At 74.4% G+C, this 23,726-nt stretch carries 17 protein-coding genes and 1 tRNA gene; 8 read left to right on the top strand and 10 right to left on the bottom strand.

The features are described from left to right. Positions 1-11: 11 nt before the first annotated feature. From EDD39_RS06565 to EDD39_RS06555, 3 genes are read right to left on the bottom strand one after another with little or no spacing between them, the layout of a single operon-like run. Entirely contained in the window at positions 12-1,526 is a 1,515-nt protein-coding gene (locus tag EDD39_RS06565) for a protein phosphatase 2C domain-containing protein (protein WP_123553946.1), read from the bottom strand. Between the two features lie 45 nt (positions 1,527-1,571). Further along, positions 1,572-2,096: an FHA domain-containing protein FhaB/FipA gene (locus EDD39_RS06560; protein ID WP_123553944.1), complete on the bottom strand. Its 525-nt coding sequence runs from the start codon at positions 2,094-2,096 to the stop codon at positions 1,572-1,574. Between the two features lie 12 nt (positions 2,097-2,108). Beyond that, positions 2,109-2,981 (bottom strand): FhaA domain-containing protein, encoded by an 873-nt coding sequence (locus EDD39_RS06555; RefSeq protein WP_030457665.1) that lies wholly within the window; start codon positions 2,979-2,981, stop codon positions 2,109-2,111. Between the two features lie 353 nt (positions 2,982-3,334). On the opposite strand from EDD39_RS06555, the gene EDD39_RS06550 reads away from it, so the two are divergent. Continuing rightward, a tRNA-Leu gene (locus EDD39_RS06550) sits at positions 3,335-3,418 on the top strand. A 97-nt stretch (positions 3,419-3,515) separates the two neighbouring features. Here the strand turns inward: EDD39_RS06550 and EDD39_RS06545 are convergent. Together EDD39_RS06545 and EDD39_RS06540 are read right to left on the bottom strand one after the other, a co-directional pair. Further along, entirely contained in the window at positions 3,516-4,730 is a 1,215-nt protein-coding gene (locus EDD39_RS06545; RefSeq protein WP_244256622.1) for a sensor histidine kinase, read from the bottom strand. Continuing rightward, entirely contained in the window at positions 4,727-5,395 is a 669-nt protein-coding gene (locus tag EDD39_RS06540; RefSeq protein WP_123553941.1) for a response regulator, read from the bottom strand. Before EDD39_RS06540 ends, EDD39_RS06545 begins: the two co-directional genes overlap by 4 nt. Positions 5,396-5,619: 224 nt before the next feature. Here EDD39_RS06540 and EDD39_RS06535 point away from each other — a divergent pair, with 224 nt between their 5' ends. Both EDD39_RS06535 and EDD39_RS39365 read left to right on the top strand, forming a co-directional pair. Further along, on the top strand, positions 5,620-7,362 hold the full coding sequence (locus EDD39_RS06535; RefSeq protein WP_123553939.1) for a phosphatidylglycerol lysyltransferase domain-containing protein: 1,743 nt from the start codon (positions 5,620-5,622) through the stop codon (positions 7,360-7,362). Positions 7,363-7,666: 304 nt separating this feature from the next. Further along, a complete protein-coding gene (locus EDD39_RS39365; protein ID WP_162869955.1) occupies positions 7,667-8,338 on the top strand; it encodes a hypothetical protein in 672 nt (223 codons plus the stop codon). Positions 8,339-8,354: 16 nt separating this feature from the next. Here the strand turns inward: EDD39_RS39365 and EDD39_RS06525 are convergent, their stop codons facing one another. Beyond that, entirely contained in the window at positions 8,355-11,006 is a 2,652-nt protein-coding gene (locus EDD39_RS06525; RefSeq protein WP_123553936.1) for a SpoIIE family protein phosphatase, read from the bottom strand. 214 nt (positions 11,007-11,220) lie between these two features. Here EDD39_RS06525 and EDD39_RS06520 point away from each other — a divergent pair, with 214 nt between their 5' ends. From EDD39_RS06520 to EDD39_RS06500, 5 genes are all read left to right on the top strand, one after another. After that, a complete protein-coding gene (locus EDD39_RS06520; protein ID WP_148089400.1) occupies positions 11,221-12,342 on the top strand; it encodes a rhodanese-like domain-containing protein in 1,122 nt (373 codons plus the stop codon). Between the two features lie 61 nt (positions 12,343-12,403). Beyond that, positions 12,404-13,030, top strand: coding sequence for a DUF5819 family protein (locus EDD39_RS06515; RefSeq protein ID WP_123817841.1), 627 nt, complete (start codon positions 12,404-12,406; stop codon positions 13,028-13,030). Next, a complete protein-coding gene (locus tag EDD39_RS06510; RefSeq protein ID WP_123553930.1) occupies positions 13,027-14,064 on the top strand; it encodes an HTTM domain-containing protein in 1,038 nt (345 codons plus the stop codon). The genes EDD39_RS06515 and EDD39_RS06510 overlap by 4 nt, the downstream gene beginning before the upstream one ends. A gap of 36 nt (positions 14,065-14,100) precedes the next feature. Continuing rightward, a complete protein-coding gene (locus EDD39_RS06505; protein WP_123553928.1) occupies positions 14,101-16,248 on the top strand; it encodes an FUSC family protein in 2,148 nt (715 codons plus the stop codon). Next, complete coding sequence (locus EDD39_RS06500; protein ID WP_123553926.1) at positions 16,245-16,901, top strand: TrmH family RNA methyltransferase; 657 nt, start codon at positions 16,245-16,247, stop codon at positions 16,899-16,901. The genes EDD39_RS06505 and EDD39_RS06500 overlap by 4 nt, the downstream gene beginning before the upstream one ends. 117 nt (positions 16,902-17,018) lie before the next feature. Here EDD39_RS06500 and EDD39_RS06495 read toward each other — a convergent pair whose 3' ends face one another. The 4 genes from EDD39_RS06495 to EDD39_RS06480 all read right to left on the bottom strand — a co-directional run bounded on the left by EDD39_RS06495 (position 17,019) and on the right by EDD39_RS06480 (position 23,684). Further along, positions 17,019-18,299, bottom strand: coding sequence for a peptidoglycan-binding protein (locus EDD39_RS06495; protein WP_123560166.1), 1,281 nt, complete (start codon positions 18,297-18,299; stop codon positions 17,019-17,021). A gap of 272 nt (positions 18,300-18,571) precedes the next feature. Then, positions 18,572-19,603 (bottom strand): hypothetical protein, encoded by a 1,032-nt coding sequence (locus tag EDD39_RS06490; protein WP_123553924.1) that lies wholly within the window; start codon positions 19,601-19,603, stop codon positions 18,572-18,574. A gap of 248 nt (positions 19,604-19,851) precedes the next feature. Next, complete coding sequence (locus EDD39_RS06485; protein ID WP_123553922.1) at positions 19,852-22,020, bottom strand: protease pro-enzyme activation domain-containing protein; 2,169 nt, start codon at positions 22,018-22,020, stop codon at positions 19,852-19,854. A gap of 188 nt (positions 22,021-22,208) precedes the next feature. After that, positions 22,209-23,684 (bottom strand): FAD-dependent monooxygenase, encoded by a 1,476-nt coding sequence (locus tag EDD39_RS06480; RefSeq protein WP_123553920.1) that lies wholly within the window; start codon positions 23,682-23,684, stop codon positions 22,209-22,211. Positions 23,685-23,726 lie beyond the last annotated feature (42 nt).

Here is a 23,726-nt window from a genome sequence, read left to right as displayed (position 1 = left end):
CGCCCGCGGCCCTACTGGGCCGGGCAGGACGCGGCGAGCTGCTGCTCCTGCTCGGTCAGCGGCGGTGCGGACGGCGCGGTGCCCTCCCCGGCGGCCGGGGGGGCGGTCTTGGACTCGGCGACCTTCTTGCAGACGGCGGCCTGCGTGCGCAGCACCTCGACCTGCTTCCGGGCGTCGGCCAGGCCGTCGGCCTGGATCTTCTTGGCGACCTGGTCCGCCTGGTAGGCGGGCAGGTACTTGAGTTCGACGTCGGCGTACGGCTGGTAGACCGAGCTGAGCTCGAGGCCGGCCAGGTTCTGGTCGAGGCCGCGGTAGACCGCGACGTGGCCGTCCTGGACGCCGACGTAGTACTGGTCCTGGCTCCACTGCCAGGCGAAGAACCCGCCGGCGCCGAGCACCGCGAGCACCAGCACCCCGATCAGGGTGAGCTTCAGGCCGCGCTTCTTCTTCCGGCGCTCGACCGGGGCGTCCTGGTCGAACTCCTCGCCGGGCGCGCCGTAGCCGCCCTCGCCGGCCGGGAAGCCGGCCTGGGTGAAGTCGTCCGCCGGGGCGCCGTAGCCCGCCGGGGGGCCGAAGTCGCCCGCGGGGGCGCCGTAGCCGGGCTGCTGCTGCTCGTAGGCGCCCTCGTAGCCCTGGGCGGGCCCGAAGGCGCCCTGCGGGGCCTGGCCGCGACCGAGGCCGGCGGCGCGGCCGGCCGGGGTGTCCAGCAGCTGCGGGTCGTTGAAGTGGTGCGGCTGGGTGTCGGCGACCGCGCCGACCACCATCGGGGCCTCGGCGGTCTGGCCGCTGAGCGGGTCGGTGGCGCCGACGTCGATCACGTCGGCGACGATGCAGGTGATGTTGTCCGGGCCGCCGCCGCGCAGCGCCAGCTGGATCAGCTCCTGGACGGTCTGCTCGGGCGCGTAGTAGCTGCCGAGCGTCTCCTCCAGGGTCTGGTGGCTGACCGGGCCGGACAGGCCGTCGGAGCAGATCAGGTAGCGGTCGCCGGCCCGGACCTCGCGGATCGACAGGTCGGGCTCGACCTGGCCGCGGCCGTCCAGGGCGCGCATCAGCAGCGAGCGCTGCGGGTGGGTCTCGGCCTCCTCGGCGGTGATCCGGCCCTCGTCGACCAGCCGCTGCACCCAGGTGTGGTCCTGGGTGATCTGGTCGAGCCGGCCGTCGCGCAGCAGGTAGGCCCGGGAGTCGCCGATGTGCACCTGGCCCATCCGCTGGCCGTCCCAGAGCAGCGCGGTGAGCGTGCAGCCCATGCCCTCGAGCTGCGGGTCCTGCTCGACCATCTGCCGCAGCCGGTCGTTGGCGGTCTGCACCGCCTCGTTGAGCAGGGTCAGCAGGTCGGCGCCGGGGTGCGGCTCGTCGAGCCGGACGATCGAGCCGAGGACCTCCGAGGAGGCGACCTCGCCGGCCGCCGCCCCGCCCATGCCGTCGGCCACCGCGAGCAGCCGGGGCCCGGCGTAGCCGGAGTCCTCGTTCCCTTCACGGATCAGGCCCTTGTGCGAGCCGGCGGCGAAGCGCAGCACGAGACTCATGCTGTCCGGGCCCTCCTTCGGGTGGAGCTGGTCCTCATGCGCTGACTACTTCCGCAGCTCGATGACGGTCCTGCCGATTCGGATCGGCACGCCGATCTGGAGCGGCGTCGGCGTGGTGAGCCGCTGCCGGTCCAGATAGGTGCCGTTGGTGGAGCCTAGATCCTCCACCGTCCACTGCCCAGCCTGATCCGGGTAGATCCTGGCATGGCGGGAGGACGCGTAGTCGTCGTCCAGGACGATGGTGGAGTCGTGCGCCCGGCCCAACGTGATGGTCTGGCCCTGCAGCGCGACGGTCGTCCCGGCCAGCGATCCCTGGGTCACCACCAGGTGGGTGGGCTGGCCGCGGCGCTGCCGGGCCTGCGCCTGCTGCGCGGCGGCGGCGGGCTGTCCCTGGGGGGCGCGGCCCGGTCCGGCCTGGGCGGGCGCGGGGGCACTGGGGCGCTGGGCGGTGCGCGCCGCGGCCTTGGTGTTGAACAGGTCGCTGCGGATCACCTGCACCGCGACGATGACGAACAGCCAGAGGACGGCGAGGAAGCCCAGCCGCATGACCGTCAGGGTCAGATCAGACATACCGGCCCGCTTCTACCCTTCGACCTGTCGGTAGACGATGGTGGTCGACCCCAGGACGATCCGGGAGCCGTCGCGGAGCGTAGCGCGCTGGGTGTGCTGCCCGTCCACCACGATGCCGTTGGTGGACCCCAGGTCCAGGACCATCGCGGGCGTACCGGGACGGATCTCCGCGTGCTTGCGGGACACTCCGGGGTCGTCGATCCGGATGTCCGCCTCGGTGGAGCGGCCCAGCACCACCGCGTTCTGGCTGATCTGGTGCCGGGCGCCGTTCACCTCGATCCAGCGCCGGGTGCCGGCGCCGCCGTGGCCCGCCCCGGGGAAGGGCCGCACGTTCCCGGCCGCCGGGGGGGCGGACGGCATCGCGGGCGGGGCGGCGGGCGGCGGCGGTGCGCCGTAGGGGGCGGCGGGGGCCGCGCCCTGGTGCCAGGGGGCGCCGGGCGCGGGCGGGGTCGGCGGGCGGCCGTACCCGGGCTGGGCGGCGGGCGGCGCGGCCGGGGCCCGCTGGGGCTCCTCGGCGGCCAGCGTGCGGCTGCGCACCCGGTACAGGCCGGTGTCCAGGTCGTCGGCCTTCTCCAGGGCGACCTGGAGCGGCCCCATGAAGCTGTACCGCTGGGCCTCCGCGTACTCGCGGACCATCCCGGCCAGCTCGGTGCCGAGCTGGGTGGCGTAGGGGCTGAGCCGCTCGTGGTCGTGCGGGCTGAGCTCGACGATGAAGTCGTTCGGGACGACCGTGCGGTCCCGGTTCCAGATGGTGGCGTTGTTGTCGCACTCGCGCTGCAGGGCGCCGGCGATCTCCACCGGTTGGACCTCGGACTTGAACACCTTGGCGAAGGTGCCGTTCACGAGACCTTCGAGTCGCTGCTCGAACTTCTTCAGGACTCCCACGGGGCACCCCCTCTCAGGGCGTCGGACGGGCCGGCTCGTCGGCTGGAAAGCGGTACTTCCGTACTGATCGTATCCACGCCCGGCCCTTCCGTACGGTTCCCCGCCTAGGTCGCGCCCGGAGGGGTACCCGCCGGGCGGCCCGCTCACTCGTTCGCCCGGCCTCCGGTTGCGGGCCGGGCGGACCCGTGCCGGGAGGCCGGTCGGAATGGATTCGCAGGTACGGCGTGGGGCGTGCTAATGTTTTCCATGTCGGAAGGGGCGCCCGAGAGGGAGCCGAACGGAAGACCCCGAGAGATGCGGTAAGCTTCTCGACAGGTCGGAAGAAGCGGTAAGCAACTGAAGACAACACCCATGCGCGGGTGGCGGAATAGGCAGACGCGCTGGATTCAGGTTCCAGTGCCCGAAAGGGCGTGGGGGTTCAACTCCCCCCTCGCGCACAGCGAAGCCCCGCAGATCCTCAGGATCTGCGGGGCTTTCTCGTTCTCCGGAGCCGGAGCCGGTGCCCCGGAACGGCCCGTGGCGGTCCGGGGCGGCTCAGGGGGCGGGCAGCACGGCGTGCAGGGCGAAGCCGCCGTCGGGGGTGGGGGCGGCGGTGAAGGTGCCGCCGAGCAGGGCGGCGCGTTCGCGCAGGCCGATCAGGCCGTGGCCGCCGCCGGGCAGCGGGGCGGTGTCCTGGCCGGCGCCGGCCGGGCGCAGCGGCGGCGGGCCGTTGCGGACCTCGACGTGCAGCCGGCCGCCGCGGGCGGTGACCCGGACGGTGACCGGGGCGCCGGGGGCGTGCTTGCTGATGTTGGTGAGGCCCTCCTGGACGGTGCGGTAGGCGGCCCGTTCGACGGCCTCGGGCCAGTTCCGGCGGCCCGGGTCGAGGCGGCGGGTGACGGCCAGGCCGCTGCCGTCGATCAGCCGGGGCAGGTCGGCGAGGGTGGGCTGCGGGGCGAGCGGGGTGCCGGGGACGCCCGCGGCGCGCAGCACGCCGACCATCTGGCGGAGCTCGTCGAGGGTGCGGACGGAGAGCTCGCGGATGGTGTGGGCGCCGTCCCGGGCGGCCGGGTCGGTGCTGGCGACCTGCAGCGCCCCGGCCTGGATCGAGATCAGGCTGACCTGGTGGGAGACCACGTCGTGCATCTCGCGGGCGAGCCGGGCGCGTTCGGCGGCCAGCACCTTCTCGGCCAGCAGCCGGCTCTCGCGCTGGCGGCCGGCGGTGAGTTCGGTGACCCGTTCGGCGAGTTCGCCGCGGGTGCGGACCAGCATGCCGAGGGCGGCCGGTCCGGCGCCGAGCATCACCGACTGGATGGCGTACAGCGCGTTGTCCCGGCTGAGGGCGAACAGGCCGGGGTCGAACGGCCAGTGGAAGAACTCGACCAGGGCGAAGGCGGTGGCGCAGGCGACCGGGACGGGGGGCCGGGGGCGGGCGGCGGCGACCGAGTAGACGGCGGTGAGGGGGGCCAGCCAGATCTCGTTGAAGAACGCGCCGGGCAGGGTGAGCAGGGCCACCGTGAGCGGGAAGCGGCGGCGGAGCAGCAGGACGGCGACGGAGAGCGCGGAGAGCGCCAGCTGCCAGGGCTCGGAGCCCTTGGCGACCAGGGCGGAGTCCATCGCGGCCAGCAGCACCGGGACCAGCAGGGTGGTGCGCGGGGAGCGCAGCAGGGCCCGGAGCCGGGAGCCCGGGGCGGCGGGCGGCCCGGGGGGCGCGGCGGGGGCTCCGGGGCGCGCGGGGGCCTCGGCGGCGCCGGGGGCCTCGGGGGTCACTCCCCGTCCTGCCGGTCGCGGACCAGTCCGGCGCGGTGGGCGATGACGGCGGCCTGGACGCGGTTGGCGGCGCCGAGCTTGGCCAGGATGGCGCTGATGTGGTCCTTGACGGTGCCGGTGCCGAGGAACAGCCGGTCGGCTATCTCGGCGTTGGACAGGCCCTCGCCGAGCAGCGCCAGGACGTCGAGCTCGCGGCCGGTGAGCCGGCCGGTGAGGCCGGCGGCCGCGGTGTCGGGTCCGCCGCCCTCGACGTAGCCGCTGATCACGGTGCGGGCGACGGTCGGGGAGAGCACGCTGCCGCCGGCCGCGAGCACCCGGACGGCGTGCACCAGCTGCTCGGGGGCGGTGTCCTTGAGCAGGAACCCGGCGGCGCCGGCCCGCAGCGCGGTGCCGATGTGCTCGTCGGTGTCGAAGGTGGTGAGCATGGCGACGGCGGGCGGGTCGGGCAGCGCGCGCAGCCGGCGCAGCACGCTGATGCCGTCCAGGTCGGGCATCCGGACGTCGAGCAGGACGACCCGGGGGGCGAGTTCGCGGGCGAGCTGTTCGGCCTGGCCGCCGGAGCAGCCGCCGACCACTTCCAGGTCGGGTGCGGTGCCGACGATCAGGCCGAGTCCGGAACGGACCAGCACCTCGTCGTCCACGATCAGGACCCGGGTCGGCGGCATGTCTCTCCCTGTCTCTCCCGCTGGTGGCGGTTCGGTGCCGGGCGGTCCGCGACCCCCGCCGATCGGCGGGGGTGGGAATCCGCTACCGGATTCACGCAATTCTCATCCTGGCTGGGCAACCATGGAAATCGGGGTGGAGTGCGCCGAACCGCGAGCGGATGCGCCCCCGTGATCGATCGTCTGGAATGGTTGCTGTGTCCACTGTGAAGACGGCTTCCTCAGCCGTGTCCCCCACGAGCGGCGAGGGCCCGGGTCCGCTGGCACGGTGGCGCCCGCGAGCCGCCGCGTCGACCGTCTGGTACCTGCGGCTGATGGCCCTGCTCAACCTGGTGGCGGTGCTGTCGGTGCCGTTCCGGGACCAGGTCCAACGGCACAACGAGGGGGAGTTCTTCACCCCCTACCTGATGACCGCGGGCCTGACTGCGGTGGTGCTGGCGCTGTTCCTGGCGGTGGCGATGCGCCGCCGCAAGCGGGCGGCGTGGATCTTCAACACCGGCCTGGCCGGGCTGACGTTCCTCGGCTACCTGGCCTGGATGGCCTGGGGCGACCGCTACCGGGACCACCCCTGGAACTACTTCTCGATCGTGCTGACCGGGCTGTTCCTGGTGGCGCTGCTGGTCTCCCGCAAGGAGTTCACCTCCAAGGGCGACCGCTCCAACCCGAAGACCGCGGCCGCCGCCGCGGTCGGCGGGCTGCTGCTGGGCGGGCTGATCGGCTCGGTGCTGGTGCAGCTGACCAACGAGGTCGCCGGCGCGGGCTTCGGCACCCGGTTCAGCTACGCGGTGCACCGGATGATCACGCTGAACCCCTCGGAGCGGGTCCTCGACGTGGTCTCGGTGCCGACCTGGGTGAACGCGGCGATCAACGCGATGAGCGCGGTGCTGTTCCTGTTCGTGCTGTACGTGGCGTTCCGCTCGCCGCGGGGTGAGGAGCTGCAGAGCGACGAGGAGCAGAGCCGGCTGCGCGAGCTGCTGGAGAAGCAGGGCGAGCGGGACTCGCTGGGGTACTTCGCGCTGCGCCGGGACAAGGCGGTGGTGTTCTCGCCGTCGGGGAAGGCGGCGATCGCCTACCGGGTGGTCGGCGGCGTCACGCTGGCCTCCGGCGATCCGATCGGCGACCCGGAGGCCTGGCCGGGGGCGATCGACGCCTGGCTGGCGGAGGCCCGCGAGCACGCCTGGGTGCCGGCCGTGATGGGTGCCTCCGAGGAGGCCGGGGTGATCTACGCCCGGCACGGCCTGGACGCGCTGGAGCTGGGCGACGAGGCGATCGTCGAGCTGGACGAGTTCTCGCTGGACGGCCGGGCGATGCGGGTGGTCCGGCAGGCGTACAACCGGGTCAAGCGGGCCGGGTACACGGTGCGGATCCGCCGGCACGGGGACATCCCCGAGTGCGAGATGGCCGAGCTGGTGGCCAAGGCCGACCACTGGCGGGACGGGGCGACCGAGCGGGGCTTCTCGATGGCGCTGGGCCGGCTCGGCGACGCGGGCGACGGGCGCTGCGTGATGCTGGAGTGCTTCGACGGGGACGGCGAGCTGCGGGCGCTGCTGAGCTTCGTGCCGTGGGGCGGGCACGGCCTGTCGCTGGACCTGATGCGGCGCGACCGGGACAGCGAGAACGGCCTGATGGAGTTCATGGTGATCGAACTCCTGCAGCGGGCGAAGGAGGTCGAACTGGAACGGGTCTCGTTGAACTTCGCGATGTTCCGCTCGGTTTTCGAGCGCGGCTCGAAGCTGGGTGCGGGCCCGGTGCTGCGGCTGTGGCGTTCGGTGCTCGGTTTCTTCTCGCGTTGGTGGCAGATCGAGTCGCTCTACCGGGCGAACGCGAAATACCGGCCGATCTGGGAACCGCGTTATCTGCTCTTCGAGAAGAGCGGCGAGATTCCCCGGATCGGCATCGCCTCGGCCCGCGCGGAGGGTTTCATCACGGCGCCCACCATGCCGGCCCTGTTCCGCCGCCGGCACAAGTGAGGAAGTCTTCCCGGCCGGATACGGCTCGGGACGGGGGTGGGGCCCCTCCGCCGGGGGGCGGAGCGGGCCGGATGTCAGACCCCAGGATGATGCCGCGAATGGTCTTCGAAGCTGATGCCGCGGGTTAATCCGATGCGTATCGTCGGTGACGAGGCGTAGAAGAATCGACGGCGCGAGTCGGGACGGAATCGGACGGGAGAACCGGGTCGTGGAGAAGATCACCCACGCGGGGGGCGTGCGACCGGAGTGGTGGGCGGTATTCCGCCGGGCCGCGGTCGCGGAGTGGGGGGAGCTTTTCGCTTCCGTGAAGGAGCAGGTGGTGCGGCGGAAATTCGCCGCCGTGCCGCTGGCGACCGCGGCGACCGCGCTGGTGCTGCTGTTCTCGGTGGTCCAGCACCTGCCGGGCGGGGACCGGTTCGTGGCCGACATCGGGGTGGTGAAGGCGGCGCTGCCGCTGGACGTGTCGCTGCTGCGCACCCCGCTGTCGCTGTACGTGCCGGCCCTGGACCTGCCGGTGTGGGGGGCGCTGGCCCAGGTGTTCCTGGTGTTCGGGGTGGCGGAGATCGTGCTGGGGCGGCGGCTGACCCTGGTGGTGGCGTACGTCTGCACCCTGGCAGGCACGCTGTTCGCCCGCGTCGGGGTGGCGCTGGGCCCGCACCACGCGCTGGGCTTCCCGCGCTGGGTGGCGCACGTGCGGGACACCGGTCCCTCGGCGGCGGTGGTGGCGCTGGCCGTGGTGGTGGCGCTGCGCTGCCGGGCGTGGTGGACGGGCGGGGCGGTGGCGCTGTCGATGCTGGTGGAGGCGCTGCTGCTGCCGAACCTGGCGGGGCTGGAGCACCTGGTGGCGATCAGCACCGCCGTCCTGATCGCCATCTGGGTCGAGGTGTTCGGCGACTACTGGCCGCGGGTGCTGACCGGGGTCGGCGCGGCCGCGTCGGTGGCCGCCCAGGGCCGGACCAGGGCGGTCACGCCCTGACCCGGCGGGCGGGCGGTCAGCCGCGGGGCAGCGGCATCTCGAAGTAGACGACCTTGCCGACCGCCTTGCGGGCGGTGCCCCACTTCTCGGCCAGTTTGCTGACCAGGTTCAGGCCGCGGCCGTGTTCGGAGAAGGAGTCGGCGGGTTCCAGCGACGGCAGGTTGTGGTTGTCGTCGCTGACCTCGACCAGCAGCTTGTCGACCCGGATCAGCTGCAGCTGCACCTCGGAGCGGGCCACCCGGACGGCGTTGGTGACCAGTTCGGAGACCAGCAGTTCGACGGTCTCGGCGAGCGCGGTCAGCTGCCAGGCGGCGAGCTGGTCGCGCACCAGCCGGCGGGCCCGGCCGACCTCCAGTTCGGTGACGCCGAGCTGCCAGGTGGCGACCTCGGTCGGCGGGACGCCGTCGAAGCGGGCCACCAGCAGGGCGATGTCGTCCTGCCGGTCCTCGGAGTGCAGGGTGTTCAGCACGGTGTCGCAGGCCTCGTCCGGGGTCTGCTTGGGGTCGATCAGGTTGCCGCAGAGCGCCGCCAGGCCGGCTCCTATGTCGCCGCCGCGGACCTCGACCAGGCCGTCGGTGCAGAGCACCAGCATCGAGCCGTCCGAGACGTCGATCTTCTTGGTCTGGAACGGCACCCCGCCGACGCCGATCGGCGCGCCGGAGGGCAGTTCCAGCAGTTCGCCGCGGCCGTCGGGGTGGACCAGGACGGGCGGGACGTGGCCGGCCGAGGCGAGTTCGCAGGTGCGGTTGATCGGGTCGTAGACGGCGTACAGGCAGGTCGCCAGGTGGTCGTCGCCGAGCTTGTGGGCCAGGTTGTCGAGGTGGCGCAGCAGCTGGGCGGGCGGCAGGTCGAGGGCGGCCAGGGTCTGCATGGCGGTGCGGAAGCGGCCCATCGCGGCGGCCGAGTGCAGGCCGTGGCCCATCACGTCGCCGACCACCAGGGCGACCCGGCTGCCGGGGAGCTGGATGGCGTCGAACCAGTCGCCGCCGACCTCGGCCTTGCGGTCGCCCGGCATGTAGCGGTGGGCGATCTGCACGCCGGGGATCCGCGGCGGGCGGGTCGGGATCATCGAGCGCTGCAGGGTGGTGGCGACCTTGGACTCGGCGCGGTGCAGCCGGGCGTTGTCCAGGGAGAGCGCGGCGCGGGCGGCGATCTCCTTGAGGGTGTCGGCGTCGGAGCGGGTGAACGGCGCCCGGTCGGTCAGCCGCAGCAGCTTGAGGATGCCCAGCACGGTGCCGCGGGCGGACAGCGGCAGCACCAGCATCGAGCGGCCGACCACGGCCGGCTCCAGCTCGGGGCCGCCGAGCGCGGCCGCGTAGTCGACCGCGACGTCCGCCGAGATCAGCGGGACCAGCACCGGCTGGTTCTCCTGCAGGGCCAGGCCGGGCGGGGTGGAGCGGGGCATGGCCATCAGCGCGCCCTCGTCCAGGACGTGGTTCCAGCGCTGCGAGGAGGCGTTGAAGGTGCGGGCGACCCGGCGCAGCATGGTGGCGTCGTCGGGCAGTGCGACGGGCAGTTCGGAGTCGGAGATCAGGCCGTCGAGCAGGTCGACGCAGGCGAAGTCGGCGACCCGGGGGACCAGCACCTCGCACAGTTCGCGGGCGGTGGTGTCCAGGTCGAGGGTGGTGCCGACCTGGCTGCCGACCGAGGCGAGCAGGGCGAGGTCGCCGTCGTCGGGCAGCCCGCGGACCACCTCCACGCCGGTGCCGGAGGAGGCCGTCCGGCTGGGCGGGACGACGGCGGGGAGGGCGGGGGAGACGGGGGCGGTGATCGGGTCGGGGGCGGCGGGGTCGATGGCGGGGCCTCCCGGGGTCGGGCCGTGGGCGGCGGCGTCGCGGGGTCCAGGGACGGGGCGGCCGGGCCGCGGCGTCGCGGGCCCGGCAGCCGGTATCCGTACCCCGGTGGCGCCCGCCGCACCCGTGCCCGGGGCCGGCTCGGCGGCGCGGCGGGCGGCGCGCTGCTGCGCGGTGGGGTAGCGGCGGCCGATCCCGGCGGCGGCCCGGGCGGTGCCGGCGCCCTCGGGGGAGGGCTGGTGGGGCACCACCGGCAGCCCGGCCGCGCCGTCCACCCGCAGGGCGGGCGGGCCGGCCAGGGCGAGGGCGTCCAGCAGTCGGCGGCGGCGCTCCGCGGAGCCGGGCGGGAGCAGCCCGGCGAGCGCCTCGGCGCCGCCCGGCCCGGGCGGGGCGAGGACGGCGTCGACCTGCTGCGGGCGGGCCGCGGCGGGGGCGGCGGCGTACGGGAGCAGGCGTTCGCCGAGGGCGATCCGCGGGCCGGCGGCGCGCAGCGGACGGGCGTCGGTGGCCAGCACCAGCAGCGAGCGGCCGACCGGCTCGACCAGCGGGTAGGCCCACCACAGGACGTCGCGCAGCCGCTCCTCGCGGTCGTGCGCGGCCATCGGGCCGGCCCACGGGCCGTCCAGGGTGAGGTCGTCGAGGGTGTCGAAGGCGTCGCAGCGGTGGGCCGGGCCGGAGCCGTCCGGACGGGGCTCGACGGCGGGCAGCAGGCCGTGCGCGGTGCGGCCGAGGACGGCCTCGGCGCGGTGGCCGAACAGCTCCTCCGCGGTGCGGTTCCACAGCGCGATCCGGCCGTCGGGGTCGACCAGCACGGCGGCGACCCGGAGCAGGGCGACCACTCCGGCCGGGGGTGTGGGATCGGGCTGGTCCACCATGGGTATCGGTCTGCCCCTTTGTTGTGCTTGCTGCTCCTCCTGGCCGGTGCGCGCGTCCTTGCGTGCGCCCTCCAATGAAGCACGGGGACACCGGGGGCAGGTAGCCAATCGGGCAGATTCGTCCGTATCAGTTGCGTGTCGCCCGCCGGGCGCCCCCGGCGTGCCTCGCCGTCACCCGGACGGCGGTGTGCCGGGCCCCGGTAGGGTGGCCAGGGTGAGCGTACCGAGCGTCGAGGTGTGGGCGGACCCGGAGCGGCAGGACCTGGAGGAGCGGGTCGCGGCGGCCGAGCTGGCCTGGCTGACCCTGGACGTCGACGTGGCCACCCTGCGGGTGGAGGTCGACAACTTCGCGCTGGCCCACCACCAGCTGCTCGGCCCGCTGTACGCCGAGCTGGACGAGCTGGACGCGCTGATCGCCGAGTCGGTGGCGGCGCTCAGCGGCGACCCGGAGGACCTGCGGCGGGCCCGGGAGGCCCGCGAGCGGGTCGAGCCGCCGCAGGAGCGCGGCCCGCGCGAGGGCGAGCCGGAGGCCCGCCGGGTGCGGCCGGACCGGGACGCCCAGCGGGTCTACCGCGAGCTGGCCCGCCGCGCCCACCCCGACCTGACCACCGACCCGGCCGAGCAGGAGCGCCGCTCGGCGTTCATCGCCCGGGTCAACGAGGCGTACGCGCTGGCCGACACCGAGGGGCTGGAGCGGCTGGCCGAGGAGTGGTCCTCCTCGCCGGACTCGGCGCCCGCCGCCGACTCCCCGGACCGGCTGGGCTGGCTGCGCCAGCGCCTGGAGTGGCTGACCGGCCGGATCACCGCGCTGGCCGTGGAGCGGGTCCGGCTGGAGCGCACCCCGATGGGCGAGCTGCTGCTGCTGCGCCCCGAGGAGCCGGAGCGGCTGCTCGAGGACCTCGCCGAGCAGCTGCTGGCCACCGCCGCGGACCGGCAGGCGCGGCTGGCCGCGCTGCTGCCGGACAATGGCGGGAACGAACCGTCCCACGCACCCCAGGAGACTCCCCCGATGTTCGCTCAGCTGCCCACCGCCGACGCCGCCTCGGTGCCCGCCGACGCCGCCCTGCTCGACGTCCGCGAGCAGGACGAGTGGGACGCCGGGCACGTGGACGGCGCGCTGCACATCCCGATCGGCCAGGTGGTGGCCCGGCTCGACGAGTTGCCCGAGGGGCGGCTGTACGTGCTGTGCCGGGTCGGCGGGCGCTCCGCGCAGGTGGTGCAGTACCTGGTCGCGGGCGGCCGGGACGCGGTCAACGTGGACGGCGGGATGTTCGCCTGGGAGGCCGCGGGCCGTCCGATGGTGAGCGGCGGCGGGCAGGAGCCGTTCGTCCTGTAGGGCGGGCGCGAGGGCCCCGGCCCCTGTTCGAACGCGTGGGCGGTGCGGCAGGATGTCGGCCGTGCGCGTCTGGTCCAAGCCCGCCCGGGTGGTGCTGGTGGTCGCCGGGGTGGGGCTGGGAGCCTGCGTCCTGGCGTTCCTCGGCGCGCTCTTCCTGGCGGTGGCGCCCGCGAACTCGGTGTCCAAGGAGTACCGCGCCCAGGTGGACGCGGTGGTCTACCCGGAGTTCGAGCAGAACTGGAAGCTGTTCGCGCCGGACCCGCTGCAGCGCAACGTCGCGGTGGACGCCCGGGTGCAGACCATCGGCGCCGACGGGCGGGTGGCCACCGGCGAGTGGCGCGCTCTGACCGCCGAGGACTGGGCGGCGATCCGGCACGACCCGGCGCCCAGCCACCTGGACCAGAACCTGCTGCGCCGGGCCTGGGACTTCTACGAGTCCACCCACGGCGACGGCGACGGGCGGGCGCCGGCCGGCAGCCGCGGGCAGCTGGCCGAGCAGTACCTGGAGCGGATCGCCCTGCAGCGGATCGGCCCCGGCGGCGACCGGGTGATCCAGGTCCAGCTGCGGGCCACCGTCACCGCGGTGGCCCCGCCGCGCTGGAGCGGCGAGCAGGTCGACACCGCGCCGCACGTCCGGGAGCTGCCCTGGTGGCCGGTGCAGCCCGAGGACCGGCGGGGCCTGTCGTGACGTCCGCCGCCTCCGCCGTCCGGGCCGCGCTGCCGCGCCTGCTGACGACCCTCGCCCCGTACCAGGCCGCCGTGGTGCGGATCGGCACCGCCGGTACCTGGGGCGCTTACCTGCTGCGCGAGTGGCCGAACCGGCGGGTGCTGTACGGGGACCGGTCGGCCTGGTCGGCGGAGCTGAACGGCCGGCTGCTGTCCGAGACCCACGCCTTCACCGCGCTGTCCTGGAGCGACGGCCGCTGGTGGTTCGAGGCGGTGTACCTGCTGGCGCTGCTGTCGGCCCTCGCGCTGGCGCTGGGATGGCGGACCCGGGCGTCCGCGATGCTGTTCGCGCTGACCGTGCTGTCGCTACAGAACCGCAACGTGTTCCTCGGCGACGGCGGCGACAACCTGGTCCATCTGATGGCGATCTACCTGGTGTTCACCCGCTGCGGGACGGTCTGGTCGCTGGACGCCCGCCGCCGGGCCCGCCGGCCGGGCCGGCACCCGTCCGAGTGGGGCGAGCCGCGGGCGCTGGCCGACGCGCTGGCCGCGATGCTGCACAACTGCGCGATGCTGGTGATCGCCGTCCAGGTGGTGCTGGTGTACGCCACGGCCGGCTGGTACAAGGTGCAGGGCGCCCGCTGGCAGGACGGCACCGCCGTCTTCTACCCGCTGAAGCTGGAGTACTTCACGCCCTGGCCGGAGCTGTCCGGGCTGCTCGGCGGCAGCCTGCTGGTCACCTTCGTGCTGACCTACGGCACCGTGGTCATGCAGGTCGGCTTCCCGTTCTCGCTGGCCGCGCGGCGGCTGAAGAACGTGCTGCTGGCGGTGATGGTGTGCGAGCACCTGGCGATTGCGGTGCTGCTCGGGCTGCCGTTCTTCTCGCTGGCGATGGTCTCCGCGGACGCGGTGTTCCTGCCCACCGCGTTCCTGGTGGGGGCGCAGGAGCGGCTGGCCGAGCGGTGGGCGCGGAGCACGGCCGGCCGGCGGGAGCGGCGGGAGCAGGAGCCGGTCGGCGAGCCGGTGGGCGGGTCGGCGGACGGTCCGGACGACTGACCGGGCCGCCGGGCGAAAAGTCGATAAGCTCGCGGTATGTCCTGGTTCACGGCCCTGCGCGACACCGCGCGGGCCGGGCTGACCGTGGACCGCTCGCTGACCAACCCCCGGCGCGCGCTGCGCGGGGCGGTCGCCGCGGCGCTGGTGGTCTTCCCCGCGCTGTTCCTGTTCGGGCCCGCGCAGGCCACCTCGGCCGCGATGGGCGCGTTCATCGCCGGCACCGCGACCTTCCAGCGCTCGTTCCGTCCGCGCGCCTCGCTGGCCCTGGTGGCGGCGGCCGGGCTCGGCCTGTCGACCTTCCTGGGCTACGTCGCGGTCGGCATCCCCGGCGCGTTCCCGGTGCTGCTCGCGCTGTGGGCGTTCGGCGCCGGGCTGGCCTGGGCGATCGGGCCGACCGCGGGCGTGGTCGCCGCCAACACCCTGGCCGTGATGATGGTGGTGGTGCAGCTGCCGGTGTCGGTGCCCACCGCGATCGAGCACGGGCTGCTCTGCTCGGTCGGCGGCGCCGTCCAGGCCCTGGTGGTCACCGTCTGGCCGATCGACAGCTGGCGGGCCCAGCGCGACGCGCTCGCCGACATCTACGCCGGGCTCGGCGACTACGCCCGCCGGCTGCGGCACGATCCGGTGGCGCAGGTCGACCCGGAGCCGTTCATCGTCGGCCGGCAGGCCGCCGCGCTGACCGCCTGGCAGGCCAGGCGCCGCCCGCCCGAGCTGCGCGGCCTGCGCACCATCGCCGAGCGGATCCGCCCCGCGCTGGCCGCGCTGGCCGACCCGCGGGTGGGCGCCGCCGAGGAGGGCGCCGAACGGGACCGGGCCCGCGAGGTGCTGTCCGCCGCCGCCGAGGTGCTGGACGCGCTGGCCCGGGCGATCCGCAGCGGCGACCCCGTCCGGCTGCCCAAGGACACCCCGGGCCTGGCGCTGGCCCGCCCGGGCAGCGGCAGCGGCGAGGACCGGCTGCGCGGCGCCGCCCGCCGCTCCGCCCGCCGGCTCTCCGGCCTGCTGGGCCGGGCCGCCGACCGCCTCGACCGGCAGGACCGCACCACCGTGCAGTCCCGCACCGCGCCCAGCACCGGCCTGCGCCGCCCGCCGCTGGTCAAGCTGGCGCCCGCCGCGCTGGCCACCGTCGGGCGGCAGCTGCACCGGCACTCGGCGATCTTCCACCACGCGGCGCGGATGGCCCTGGTGGTCACCTCCGCCTACCTGGCGTCCCGGCTGCTGCGGATCGAGCACGGCTACTGGGCGCCGATGACCTCCGCGATGGTGATGCGCCCCGACTTCGCGCAGACCTTCAGCCGGGGCGTGGCCCGGGTGGCGGGCACCGCGGCCGGGGTGCTGGTGTCCACCGCGGTGGTGCAGCTGTTCGACCCCGGGGACTGGGTGCTGGCCGTCCTGGCGGTGAGCTGCATGGGCCTGGCCTACCTGACCATGCGCACCGGGTACGCGGTGATGACGGTGGCGATCTCCTCGTACGTGGTGTTCCTGCTCGGCCTGCAGCCCGGCGACCCGGTGCGGCTGGCCGTGGACCGGGTGTCGATGACGCTGCTGGGCGGTTTCGTCGCGCTCGCCGCGTACGCGCTGTTCCCGACCTGGCAGACCGCCCGGCTGCCGGAGCGCCTCGCCGAGTGGCTGGCCTCGGCGGGGCGGTACGCGGCGGCGGTGTTCGGCGCGTACGGGGACCCGGCGGGCGGGCACGCCGAGAAGGACGTCCGGCCGGCGCTGCTGGACGTCCGGGAGGCGCGCAGCGAGATGCTGGCGGCGCTGGACCGGGCCGAGGTGGAGCCGGTGCGGCACGACGAGCAGGTGCGGGAGCTGACCCGCAAGCAGTTCGACAAGGCCCGTTCGGCGGTCGGCATGCTGGACCGCTGCACCGTCCTGCTGGAGGCCCACCTGCCCGCCGAGGACGCCCCGCCGGTGCCCGGCGCGGCCGCGTTCGGCGAGGAGCTGCGGGACGCCACCGCGCTGGCCGCCGCCGCGGTCCTGCTCGGCCAGGACGTCGACTTCGCGCTGCTCCGCGACGCCCACCGGACCTGGGACCACCAGCTCGCCGCGCTGCCCCGGGACGACCGGATCGACGTCACCCGGGCCGGTGCCCGGCTGGTCATGCAGGCCCTCACCGAGCTGGAGCGCGCGGTGCGGACGCGGCCGCAGCCGGCCCGTCCGGAGCCCGTACCGTTGGGGGTGTGAGCGACACCTCGGCGCCCCAGCTGGGCGAGCAGTACGACGACCTGGGCGACGACCGCGAGATCGGCGTCGGCCCGCACCCCGGGCCGTGGCCGGACGACCCCCGGCTGGACCCGGAACTGCTGGCCGCGGGGGACCGCCGCAACGTGGTCGACGCCTACCGCTACTGGCGGCACGAGGCGATCGTCGCCGACCTGGACACCCGGCGGCACGGCTTCCACGTCGCGGTGGAGAACTGGCAGCACGACTTCAACATCGGCTCGGTGGTGCGCACCGCGAACGCCTTCCTGGCCGACGAGGTGCACATCGTCGGGCGGCGGCGCTGGAACCGGCGCGGCGCGATGGTCACCGACCGGTACCAGCACGTGCGCCACCACGGGTCGGTGGCCTCGCTGGCCGCGTACGCCGCCGAGCGCGGGCTGCCGGTGATCGGCATCGACAACCTGCCGGGCGCGGTGCCGCTGGAGACCTTCCGGCTGCCGGAGCGCTGCGTGCTGCTGTTCGGGCAGGAGGGGCCGGGGCTGACGCCCGAGGCGTGGGAGCACGCGGCGGCGGTCTGCTCGATCGCGCAGTTCGGGTCGACCCGGTCGATCAACGCGGGGGCGGCGGCGGCGATCGCCATGCACGCGTGGGTGCGGGAGCACGCCGCGGGATGAGACGCGCTCCCGCGGGGGGAGCCGTCGGGCGGGACGGCGCGGCGGTCGCCGTGCGCGCGTGGGGGCGGGAGCACGCCGCGGGACGAGGAGGGTCCGGGGCGTGCTCCCGGGCGGGGGTCAGGTGAAGAGCAGGCGCCAGGTGTGGGGGCCCGGGTAGCCGTCGGCTTCGGGGCCGGTCCAGCCCTGGGCGCGTTGGAAGGCCTGGACGTTGAGGCGGTCGGCCTCGCCCCAGTCCCGGCTCGGGCCCTCCCGGTAGGCGGCGGCGTAGCCCTTGCGGACGAGTTGCCGCCCGAGCAGCAGGACGTCGTCGTTGACCCGGCCGGGGCCGAAGCGGTCGGCGCCGGGGAAGGGCGGGGCGGCCGGGGCGGCCGGGGTGGTGGGGGCGGTCGGAGGGGGCGGGGCGGGGGTGGCGGGGTCGGCGGGCGGGATGTCCTTGCCCTTGTGGTGCACCAGGAGGTCCCAGGTGTCCTTGCCGGGGTAGCCGTCGGCCTCGGCGCCGCGCCAGCCCTGGGCCAGCTGGAACGCCTCGGTGGCCTTCCGGTCGGCCTCGCCCCAGTCCGGGCTCGGCCCCTCGTGGTAGAACCGGCCGCCGCCGCGGTCCACCAGCATCTTCCCGAGCCTGGTCACGTACGGGTTGACCTTCCCCGGCCCGAACTTGTCCGTGCCGGGGAAGGCGTCGCCGTCCGGGGCGGGCATCGGCTGGCTCAACCCCCGGTAGCGGTAGGGGAGGTAGCCGCCCGCGTTGCTCCAGTACGCGTACGGGGTGCTGCGTTCGGTGGTGCCCGGGCGGGTCTGCTCCAGGGCGGTGTACCTGGTGTGCGCGGCGTCCAGCCAGCCGCCGAACAGGACGGTGTGCGAGCCGCCCTGCGGGTTCTTGGGGTTGTTGTAGATCAGGGCGTCGCCGGGTTGCAGGTCGTCCTTGGAGATCCGGTCCGCGAAGTCGGGGAGGGTCCAGGTGGTCTGACTGCTGCCCAGGCCCCAGGCCATCGAGACGAAGCCGGAGCAGTCCTGGCGGTAGCCGTCGGACCAGTACGAGCTCATGCTGTACGGCACCTTCTGGGCCACCCAGGTCCGGGCCCGCCGCAGGATCTCGGCCCGGGTGGTGGCGGGCTGGGCGGCTATCGAGCGGCGGGCGGCGGTGTCCGCGCCGTACGGTCCGGCGACCTCGCCCTGGGGGGCGTCGGGTATCGACGGGCTGCTGTCGGTGCGGGGGGCGGCGGCGACGGCGGCCGTCGCGGTGCCCAGCACGCTGCCGGCGGCGGCCAGCAGGACCGCCGCGCGGCGGGCTCCGCGGGCGGAGCACCGGCCGGACCGGGCGGCGAGCGAGCGGGCCAGCCGGCGGTCGGCGCAGGCCGGGCAGCCGCAGGCGGCGTCCGGTTCGACGTCGCTGAACTCCATCAGCACGGGGGTCCTGCCTCTCCTCGATGGGGCGGTGAGTGGGACTCACGTTCCCCGGGGGGAGCGGTGCGGACCACCCGATGGGCGGTCAGGCAGGGCGGTTCGGGTGAACGCCCGCACCGCGGGGTCGGGCGTGGCGGGCGGCCGACGCGGGTGGGAGGAAAGGGGCAAAAGGGAGGAAAGTGGATGAAGTGGAAGGAAGCGGAACGAAAGGGAGCAAACGGGAAGGAAGGGGAAGGATAGGGAGGGAAGCGGAGCGAGGGGGAGGCCGGCTACTCCCACTGCCAGCGGATGCCCACCTGGCCGGGCTGCTGGTCGGCGGTGAGGACGTGGGCGCTGGCCGAGGCGCCGATCCACAGCGGCTCGCGGTGGCGGTCGACCTCGGTGCCGGGGGCGCGGTCGAAGCGTTCGCACTGGACGGGGACGGACGCGGGGTCGAAGTGGACCTGGAGGACGTACTCCCGGACCGGGGTGGGGAAGAAGCGCCCGTAGTCGATGGTCGGTCCGGAGTCGGGGATGCGCACCTCGTACTCCAGGACGGTGGAGTCGCCGAGGGCCAGCGGCCGGTCCAGCAGCAGTTCGGCGACCAGCAGGCCGTTGAGCGGGCGGCGGCGGACCCGGCCGAGGCGGGCGTGCCGGACGGAGGTGATCTCGGGGCAGGTGTCGACGCCCTCGTCGGCCTTGTGGACCACCACGTGCCGGGTGACGCCGTCCACGGTGGCCCGGACCACCTGGCGCATCCGCAGCAGGTGGCCGCGGCGGGAGGCGTCGACGTAGTAGGAGTCGTGGATGGACTGGCGCTCCAGCTGGCCGGCCGGCGGGGCGTCGAGTTCGGTGAAGACCTCGGCGATCTCGGCCTCGCCGGGCCAGACCTGTTCGACCCGCAGGCCGTCGGGGGCCGGGCCCTGGGTGACCCAGCGGCCGCGCGGGCGGGGCGGGCCGAGCAGCGAGGTGAGGGCGGTGTGCCGCAGGCCGAGGAGCTCCTCGAGCAGGTGGACGGCGCGCAGCGAGGTGGCGCGCTCGGGCTGGCTGCGGCCGCGCCGCCAGTAACTGAGGGTCGTGACGCTGATCCTGACGCCCTGTTTGGCCAGGGCGGCGCGGATCCGGTCGAGGCTGAGCCCGCTGGTCTCGATGGCGGCGTTGAGCACGTCGGCGAAGCCGCTCGGCAAGGCCGGCGGGACGGGTATGCCGGGCGGCGACTGCTCGCCGCCCTGACCGCCCGGACCGGAGGACCGTTCGCCGCTGTGCTCGCGCTGGCCGACCAGTCGGAGCCGGCCGGAGTGCTGCGGTTGTTGTGAACCCATGCGACACCTTCCCCACCCGGCGGGTTCGGCGGGTTCGCCCCCGGCTCCACGGTGTGTCGACGGGCATCGGAGGTGCGCCGCCGAGTGTGTGGGAACCCTATTGAGGGTTGAGAGGCTACGTCATCAATCCGGACATATGACAGTGGTCACGACAAGTATTTCGCGGGCGGAGCGAACAGGAAACACTCCTGACACACCGGCGCCGGGAGACCCGCGGAGGGTCTCCCGGCGCCGGGGCGGACGCGGGGTCAGGACACGTTGAGCGCGGTGTCGTCGATCACGAAGGAGGTCTGCAGCGAGGAGTCCTCCACGCCGTTGAACTTCACCGTGACGGTCTGCCCGGCGTAGGAGGACAGGTCCACCGTCTTCTGCGCGTAGCCGGTGCTCTTGTCGAGGTTCGAGTACGTGGCGACGGTGGTGCCGTTGACCGAGACGGTCAGCTTGTCGTACGCCGTGGTGGTCGTGGTCTCGGCGGTGTCGACGTGCAGCCAGAAGCTCAGCTTGGCGCTGCAGCCGGACGGGACCGCCACCGACTGGGAGAGGGTGTCGGTGTGGCTGGAGCCGTAGCCGTCCAGCCACGCCTTCCAGGAGCCGCTGTGGGCGGGCTCGGAGGAGGAGTTGTCGACCACGCCGGAGGTGCCGGTCCAGGGGCTGGCGGTGCCGGTCTCGAAGCCGGCGTTGCCGAGCAGCTGGGCGGCGGTGCAGGAGCCGGTGGGCGGCGGGGTGGTGCCGCCGGAGCCGAGCAGGGCGTTCGCCAGGCCGTCGGCGATCGGGGTGCCCCAGCCGGTGACCTGGTCGTAGCCGGTCTTGGTGGAGAAGTCCTGGTTGGCGCCGCTGGTGACGTCGTGGAAGGCGCTGCCGTACGAGGACGAGTTGGTGACCGCGTAGATCTTCGGGTTGGCCTCGCCGAGCACCGGCTTGGCGGCGCCGAGCGCCTTCTGGTTGTACAGCGCGGCGAAGCCGGACCACAGCGGGGCGGCCGCCGAGGTGCCGCCGTAGACCTGCCAGCCGGGGCTGCTGGTGCCCTGGGTGTAGATGGCGAAGCCGCTGTTCGGGTCGGCGTTGGAGGAGACGTCCGGGACGGTGCGCATGGTGCCCGAGACGCCGGTGCCGGTCTGCCAGCTCGGCTTGGCGTACTGGGTGGAGACGCCGCCGCCGGCCGTCGACCAGGCGCTCTCCGAGCTGTAGGTGGTGCCGGAGACCTTCAGGTTGGTGCCGCCGACGCCGGTGTTGTACGGGCTGGAGGCGGGGAAGTCCACGGCCTTCACGGTGGAGCCGGAGGTGGAGCGGGTGCAGTCCCGGGAGCCGTCGTCGCCGGAGGCCGAGAAGATCGAGATGCCCTGGGCGGCGGCCTGCTTGAAGGAGTTGTTCACCGCGGTCATCGAGGAGGCGGTGGTGTCCGGCTCGCAGGAGCCCCAGGAGATGGAGATGACCGAGACCCGGTTGTCCGCGACGATCTTGGCGGCCATGTCGATCTCGCCCTGGTCGCTGTTGGGGGCCTCGTACACCAGCTGGGTCGCCTTGGGGGCGACGCCGCGGACGATCTCGGAGTCCAGCTCCACCTCGCCCTGGCCGTCGCCCGGCTTGGAGTCGTAGTTCGCGCCGTCCACCGAGACGGTGCTGACCGCCGGGCCGGACAGGCCGAACTGGCTGTCGTAGGTGGTCAGGTTGGTGGACTTGTAGCCGTCGAACTCCCAGAGCGCGACGGTGGAGCCGGTGCCGTCCGCGCCCAGCTGGTTCAGCCGGTAGGCGCCGTCGTAGGTCGCCGGACCGAAGCCGGACGGGGTGGCGTGCGGGGTCGCGGCGCCCGGCTTGGCGATCCGGGTGGTGCGCACGGTGTGGTCGTTCAGGCCGCTGACGCCCTCGACCACGCCGGCCAGCGCGGCCGGCACCGAGGCGGCGGCGTCGTTGGCGAAGAACGCCCGGCCGCTCTGCTGCGGGTCGGTGTACGTCGACTCGTGGGTGCCGAACGCGGCGGCGACCTGCGCGCTGGTGCCGGTGGCGTTCACCACCTGGCGGTTGGTGCTGACCGAGTCGACCTTCAGGCCCTGGGCGGTGAGGAACGCCCGGACCTGCTCGACGTCGGCCGAGGTCGGACCGAACCGCTCGGTGAATTGCGCGGGGGTCAGGTAGTGGCCGTACTCGGCGGTGCCCGGAGTGGCGACCGCGGCCAGGAAACGGTCCAGTTCGGCCGTGTTGCGCAGCTTCAGCGAGACCGCCACGGATATCCGGCGGTCGGCGGGGACGTCGCCCTGCTTCTGGGAGCGGGCGACGGCGGGGGTGACGGTCTGGGGCAGCGCCACCCGGGCGCTGGCGTTCGGGGTCGGCGCCGCCTGGGCGGTGGCGCTGCCCAGGGTGACGGCGGTGAGGGGAAGGACCGCGAGGGCGGCGGCAAGGGCGAGCGAGCGGGGTCGCACGGGCTCCTCCGGAAATATGGGGGCGTTCCGGGTTTCGAAAACGCTCGCCAGAATCTCTCAGAGAACTCGCAGAAATAGGCCCATGCCTGAGCAATTGCTTATTAAAAAACAGTCAACTGTGAAACGGAAAGGGAATTCAGTGTATGAACCGAATTCCCTTTCCGGCGGTCAGTGAAGAGAACCGGACGTCAGGGGCGGCCCAGCCACTGGCTCAGCGCCGCCCGCAGCTCGCCCCTGGTCGGGTCGGCGCAGGCCCAGGCCGCGTACCCGTCCGGGCGCACCAGCAGCACGGTGTCGCGCAGCTTGCCGTGCGGGTCCGCGGGGGCCGCGGTGACCACCCGGTCCGCCCAGGAGTCGGCCACCGACAGCTCGTCGTTGCTGACCAGCACCGCCTTGCCGGAGCGCAGCGCCTCGTGCAGCCGGGCCGGGCCGCCGGGCGCGTCCACCGCCAGCCGCAGGTCCGGGACGCGGCGGCCGACCAGCGGGTGGGCGCCCTTCTCGGCCGGGTAGGCGTGCCCGATGCCGGAGACCTGCTTGGCGCCCAGCTCGGCCAGCGGGCCCAGGTGGCCGGCCGCCGCGCCGAGCGCCGAGCGCAGCGCCCGGGTCGGGGCGTGCCGGCCCTGGGCGAGCCGGACCAGGGCGCCGGAGGAGCGCAGCACCGCCCGGCCGACCGGGTGGCGCTCGGTCTGGTAGGTGTCCAGCAGGGCGTCGGGGGCCCAGCCGCGGACCGCGGCGACCAGCTTCCAGCTCAGGTTGGCGGCGTCCTGCAGGCCGGTGTTCATGCCCTGGCCGCCGGCCGGGGAGTGGCAGTGCGCGGCGTCCCCCGCCAGGAACACCCGGCCGGAGCGGTAGCTGGGGGCCTGGCGCTCGTCGCTGTGGAAGCGGGAGGTCCAGCGGGCCTCCAGCACGCCGTGGTCACGGCCCGTCACCTCGCGCAGCAGGTCGGCGAGTTCGGGCAGCGCGACCGGCTCGGTGTCCGGCACCTGGTGCTCGCGGCTCCAGCCGATCACCCGGTACCAGCCGTCGCCGAACGGGGCCAGGAAGGCGAACCCGGCCTCGCCCGCGCCGGCCGTCAGCGGCTCGTCCGGCTCCCGCTCCAGGCGGACGTCGGCCAGCATCACCGAGCGCACCGCGGCCTCGCCGGGGAACGGGATGCCCAGCAGGTCGCGCACCGAGGAGCGGACGCCGTCCGCGCCGACCGCGTAGCGGGAGCGGAAGGAGCGCTCGCCGTCGGCGGTCCGGGCGGTCAGCACCACGCCCCGGCCGTCCTGCCGCAGGCCCGTCACCTCGGCGTCGCGGAGCAGCTCGGCACCGGCCTTGACGGCCCGTTCGCGCAGCACCCGCTCGGTGTTGTACTGCGGGGTGACCAGCACGAACGGGAAGCGGGTGGGCAGGCCCGCCAGGTCGACCCGGAGCCGGCCGAACACCTGCAGCGAGGGCATCGCCCGGCCGGTGGCGATCAGCTCGTCGGCCAGGCCGCGGGCGTCCAGCAGTTCCAGCGTCCGGGCGTGCACGGCGAAGGCCCTGGTCAGACCGGACTCCTCGGCCCGCTTCTCCAGCACCGCGACCCGCAGGCCGGCCGCGGCCAGGTCACCCGCCAGCAGCAGGCCGGTCGGGCCGGCGCCGACCACCAGTACGTCGGCGGTGAACTCCGTCTCGGACATCCGTCTCTCCCGTTCGTCATGCCGCAGAGACCGGTGGTCACC

It is taken from the genome of Kitasatospora cineracea (assembly GCF_003751605.1).
In the GTDB taxonomy this organism is placed as follows: domain Bacteria; phylum Actinomycetota; class Actinomycetes; order Streptomycetales; family Streptomycetaceae; genus Kitasatospora; species Kitasatospora cineracea.
This window is presented reverse-complemented; position numbering and strand designations above follow the sequence as displayed.

Coding starts and splice junctions, on each gene's coding strand:
- EDD39_RS06565 (WP_123553946.1), bottom strand. CDS start 1,526: ATGAGTCTCGTGCTGCGCTTCGCCGCCGGCTCGCACAAGGGCCTGATC.
- EDD39_RS06560 (WP_123553944.1), bottom strand. CDS start 2,096: ATGTCTGATCTGACCCTGACGGTCATGCGGCTGGGCTTCCTCGCCGTC.
- EDD39_RS06540 (WP_123553941.1), bottom strand. CDS start 5,395: ATGCCGCCGACCCGGGTCCTGATCGTGGACGACGAGGTGCTGGTCCGT.
- EDD39_RS06525 (WP_123553936.1), bottom strand. CDS start 11,006: ATGGTGGACCAGCCCGATCCCACACCCCCGGCCGGAGTGGTCGCCCTG.
- EDD39_RS06505 (WP_123553928.1), top strand. CDS start 14,101: ATGTCCTGGTTCACGGCCCTGCGCGACACCGCGCGGGCCGGGCTGACC.
- EDD39_RS06495 (WP_123560166.1), bottom strand. CDS start 18,299: ATGGAGTTCAGCGACGTCGAACCGGACGCCGCCTGCGGCTGCCCGGCC.
- EDD39_RS06490 (WP_123553924.1), bottom strand. CDS start 19,603: ATGGGTTCACAACAACCGCAGCACTCCGGCCGGCTCCGACTGGTCGGC.
- EDD39_RS06480 (WP_123553920.1), bottom strand. CDS start 23,684: ATGTCCGAGACGGAGTTCACCGCCGACGTACTGGTGGTCGGCGCCGGC.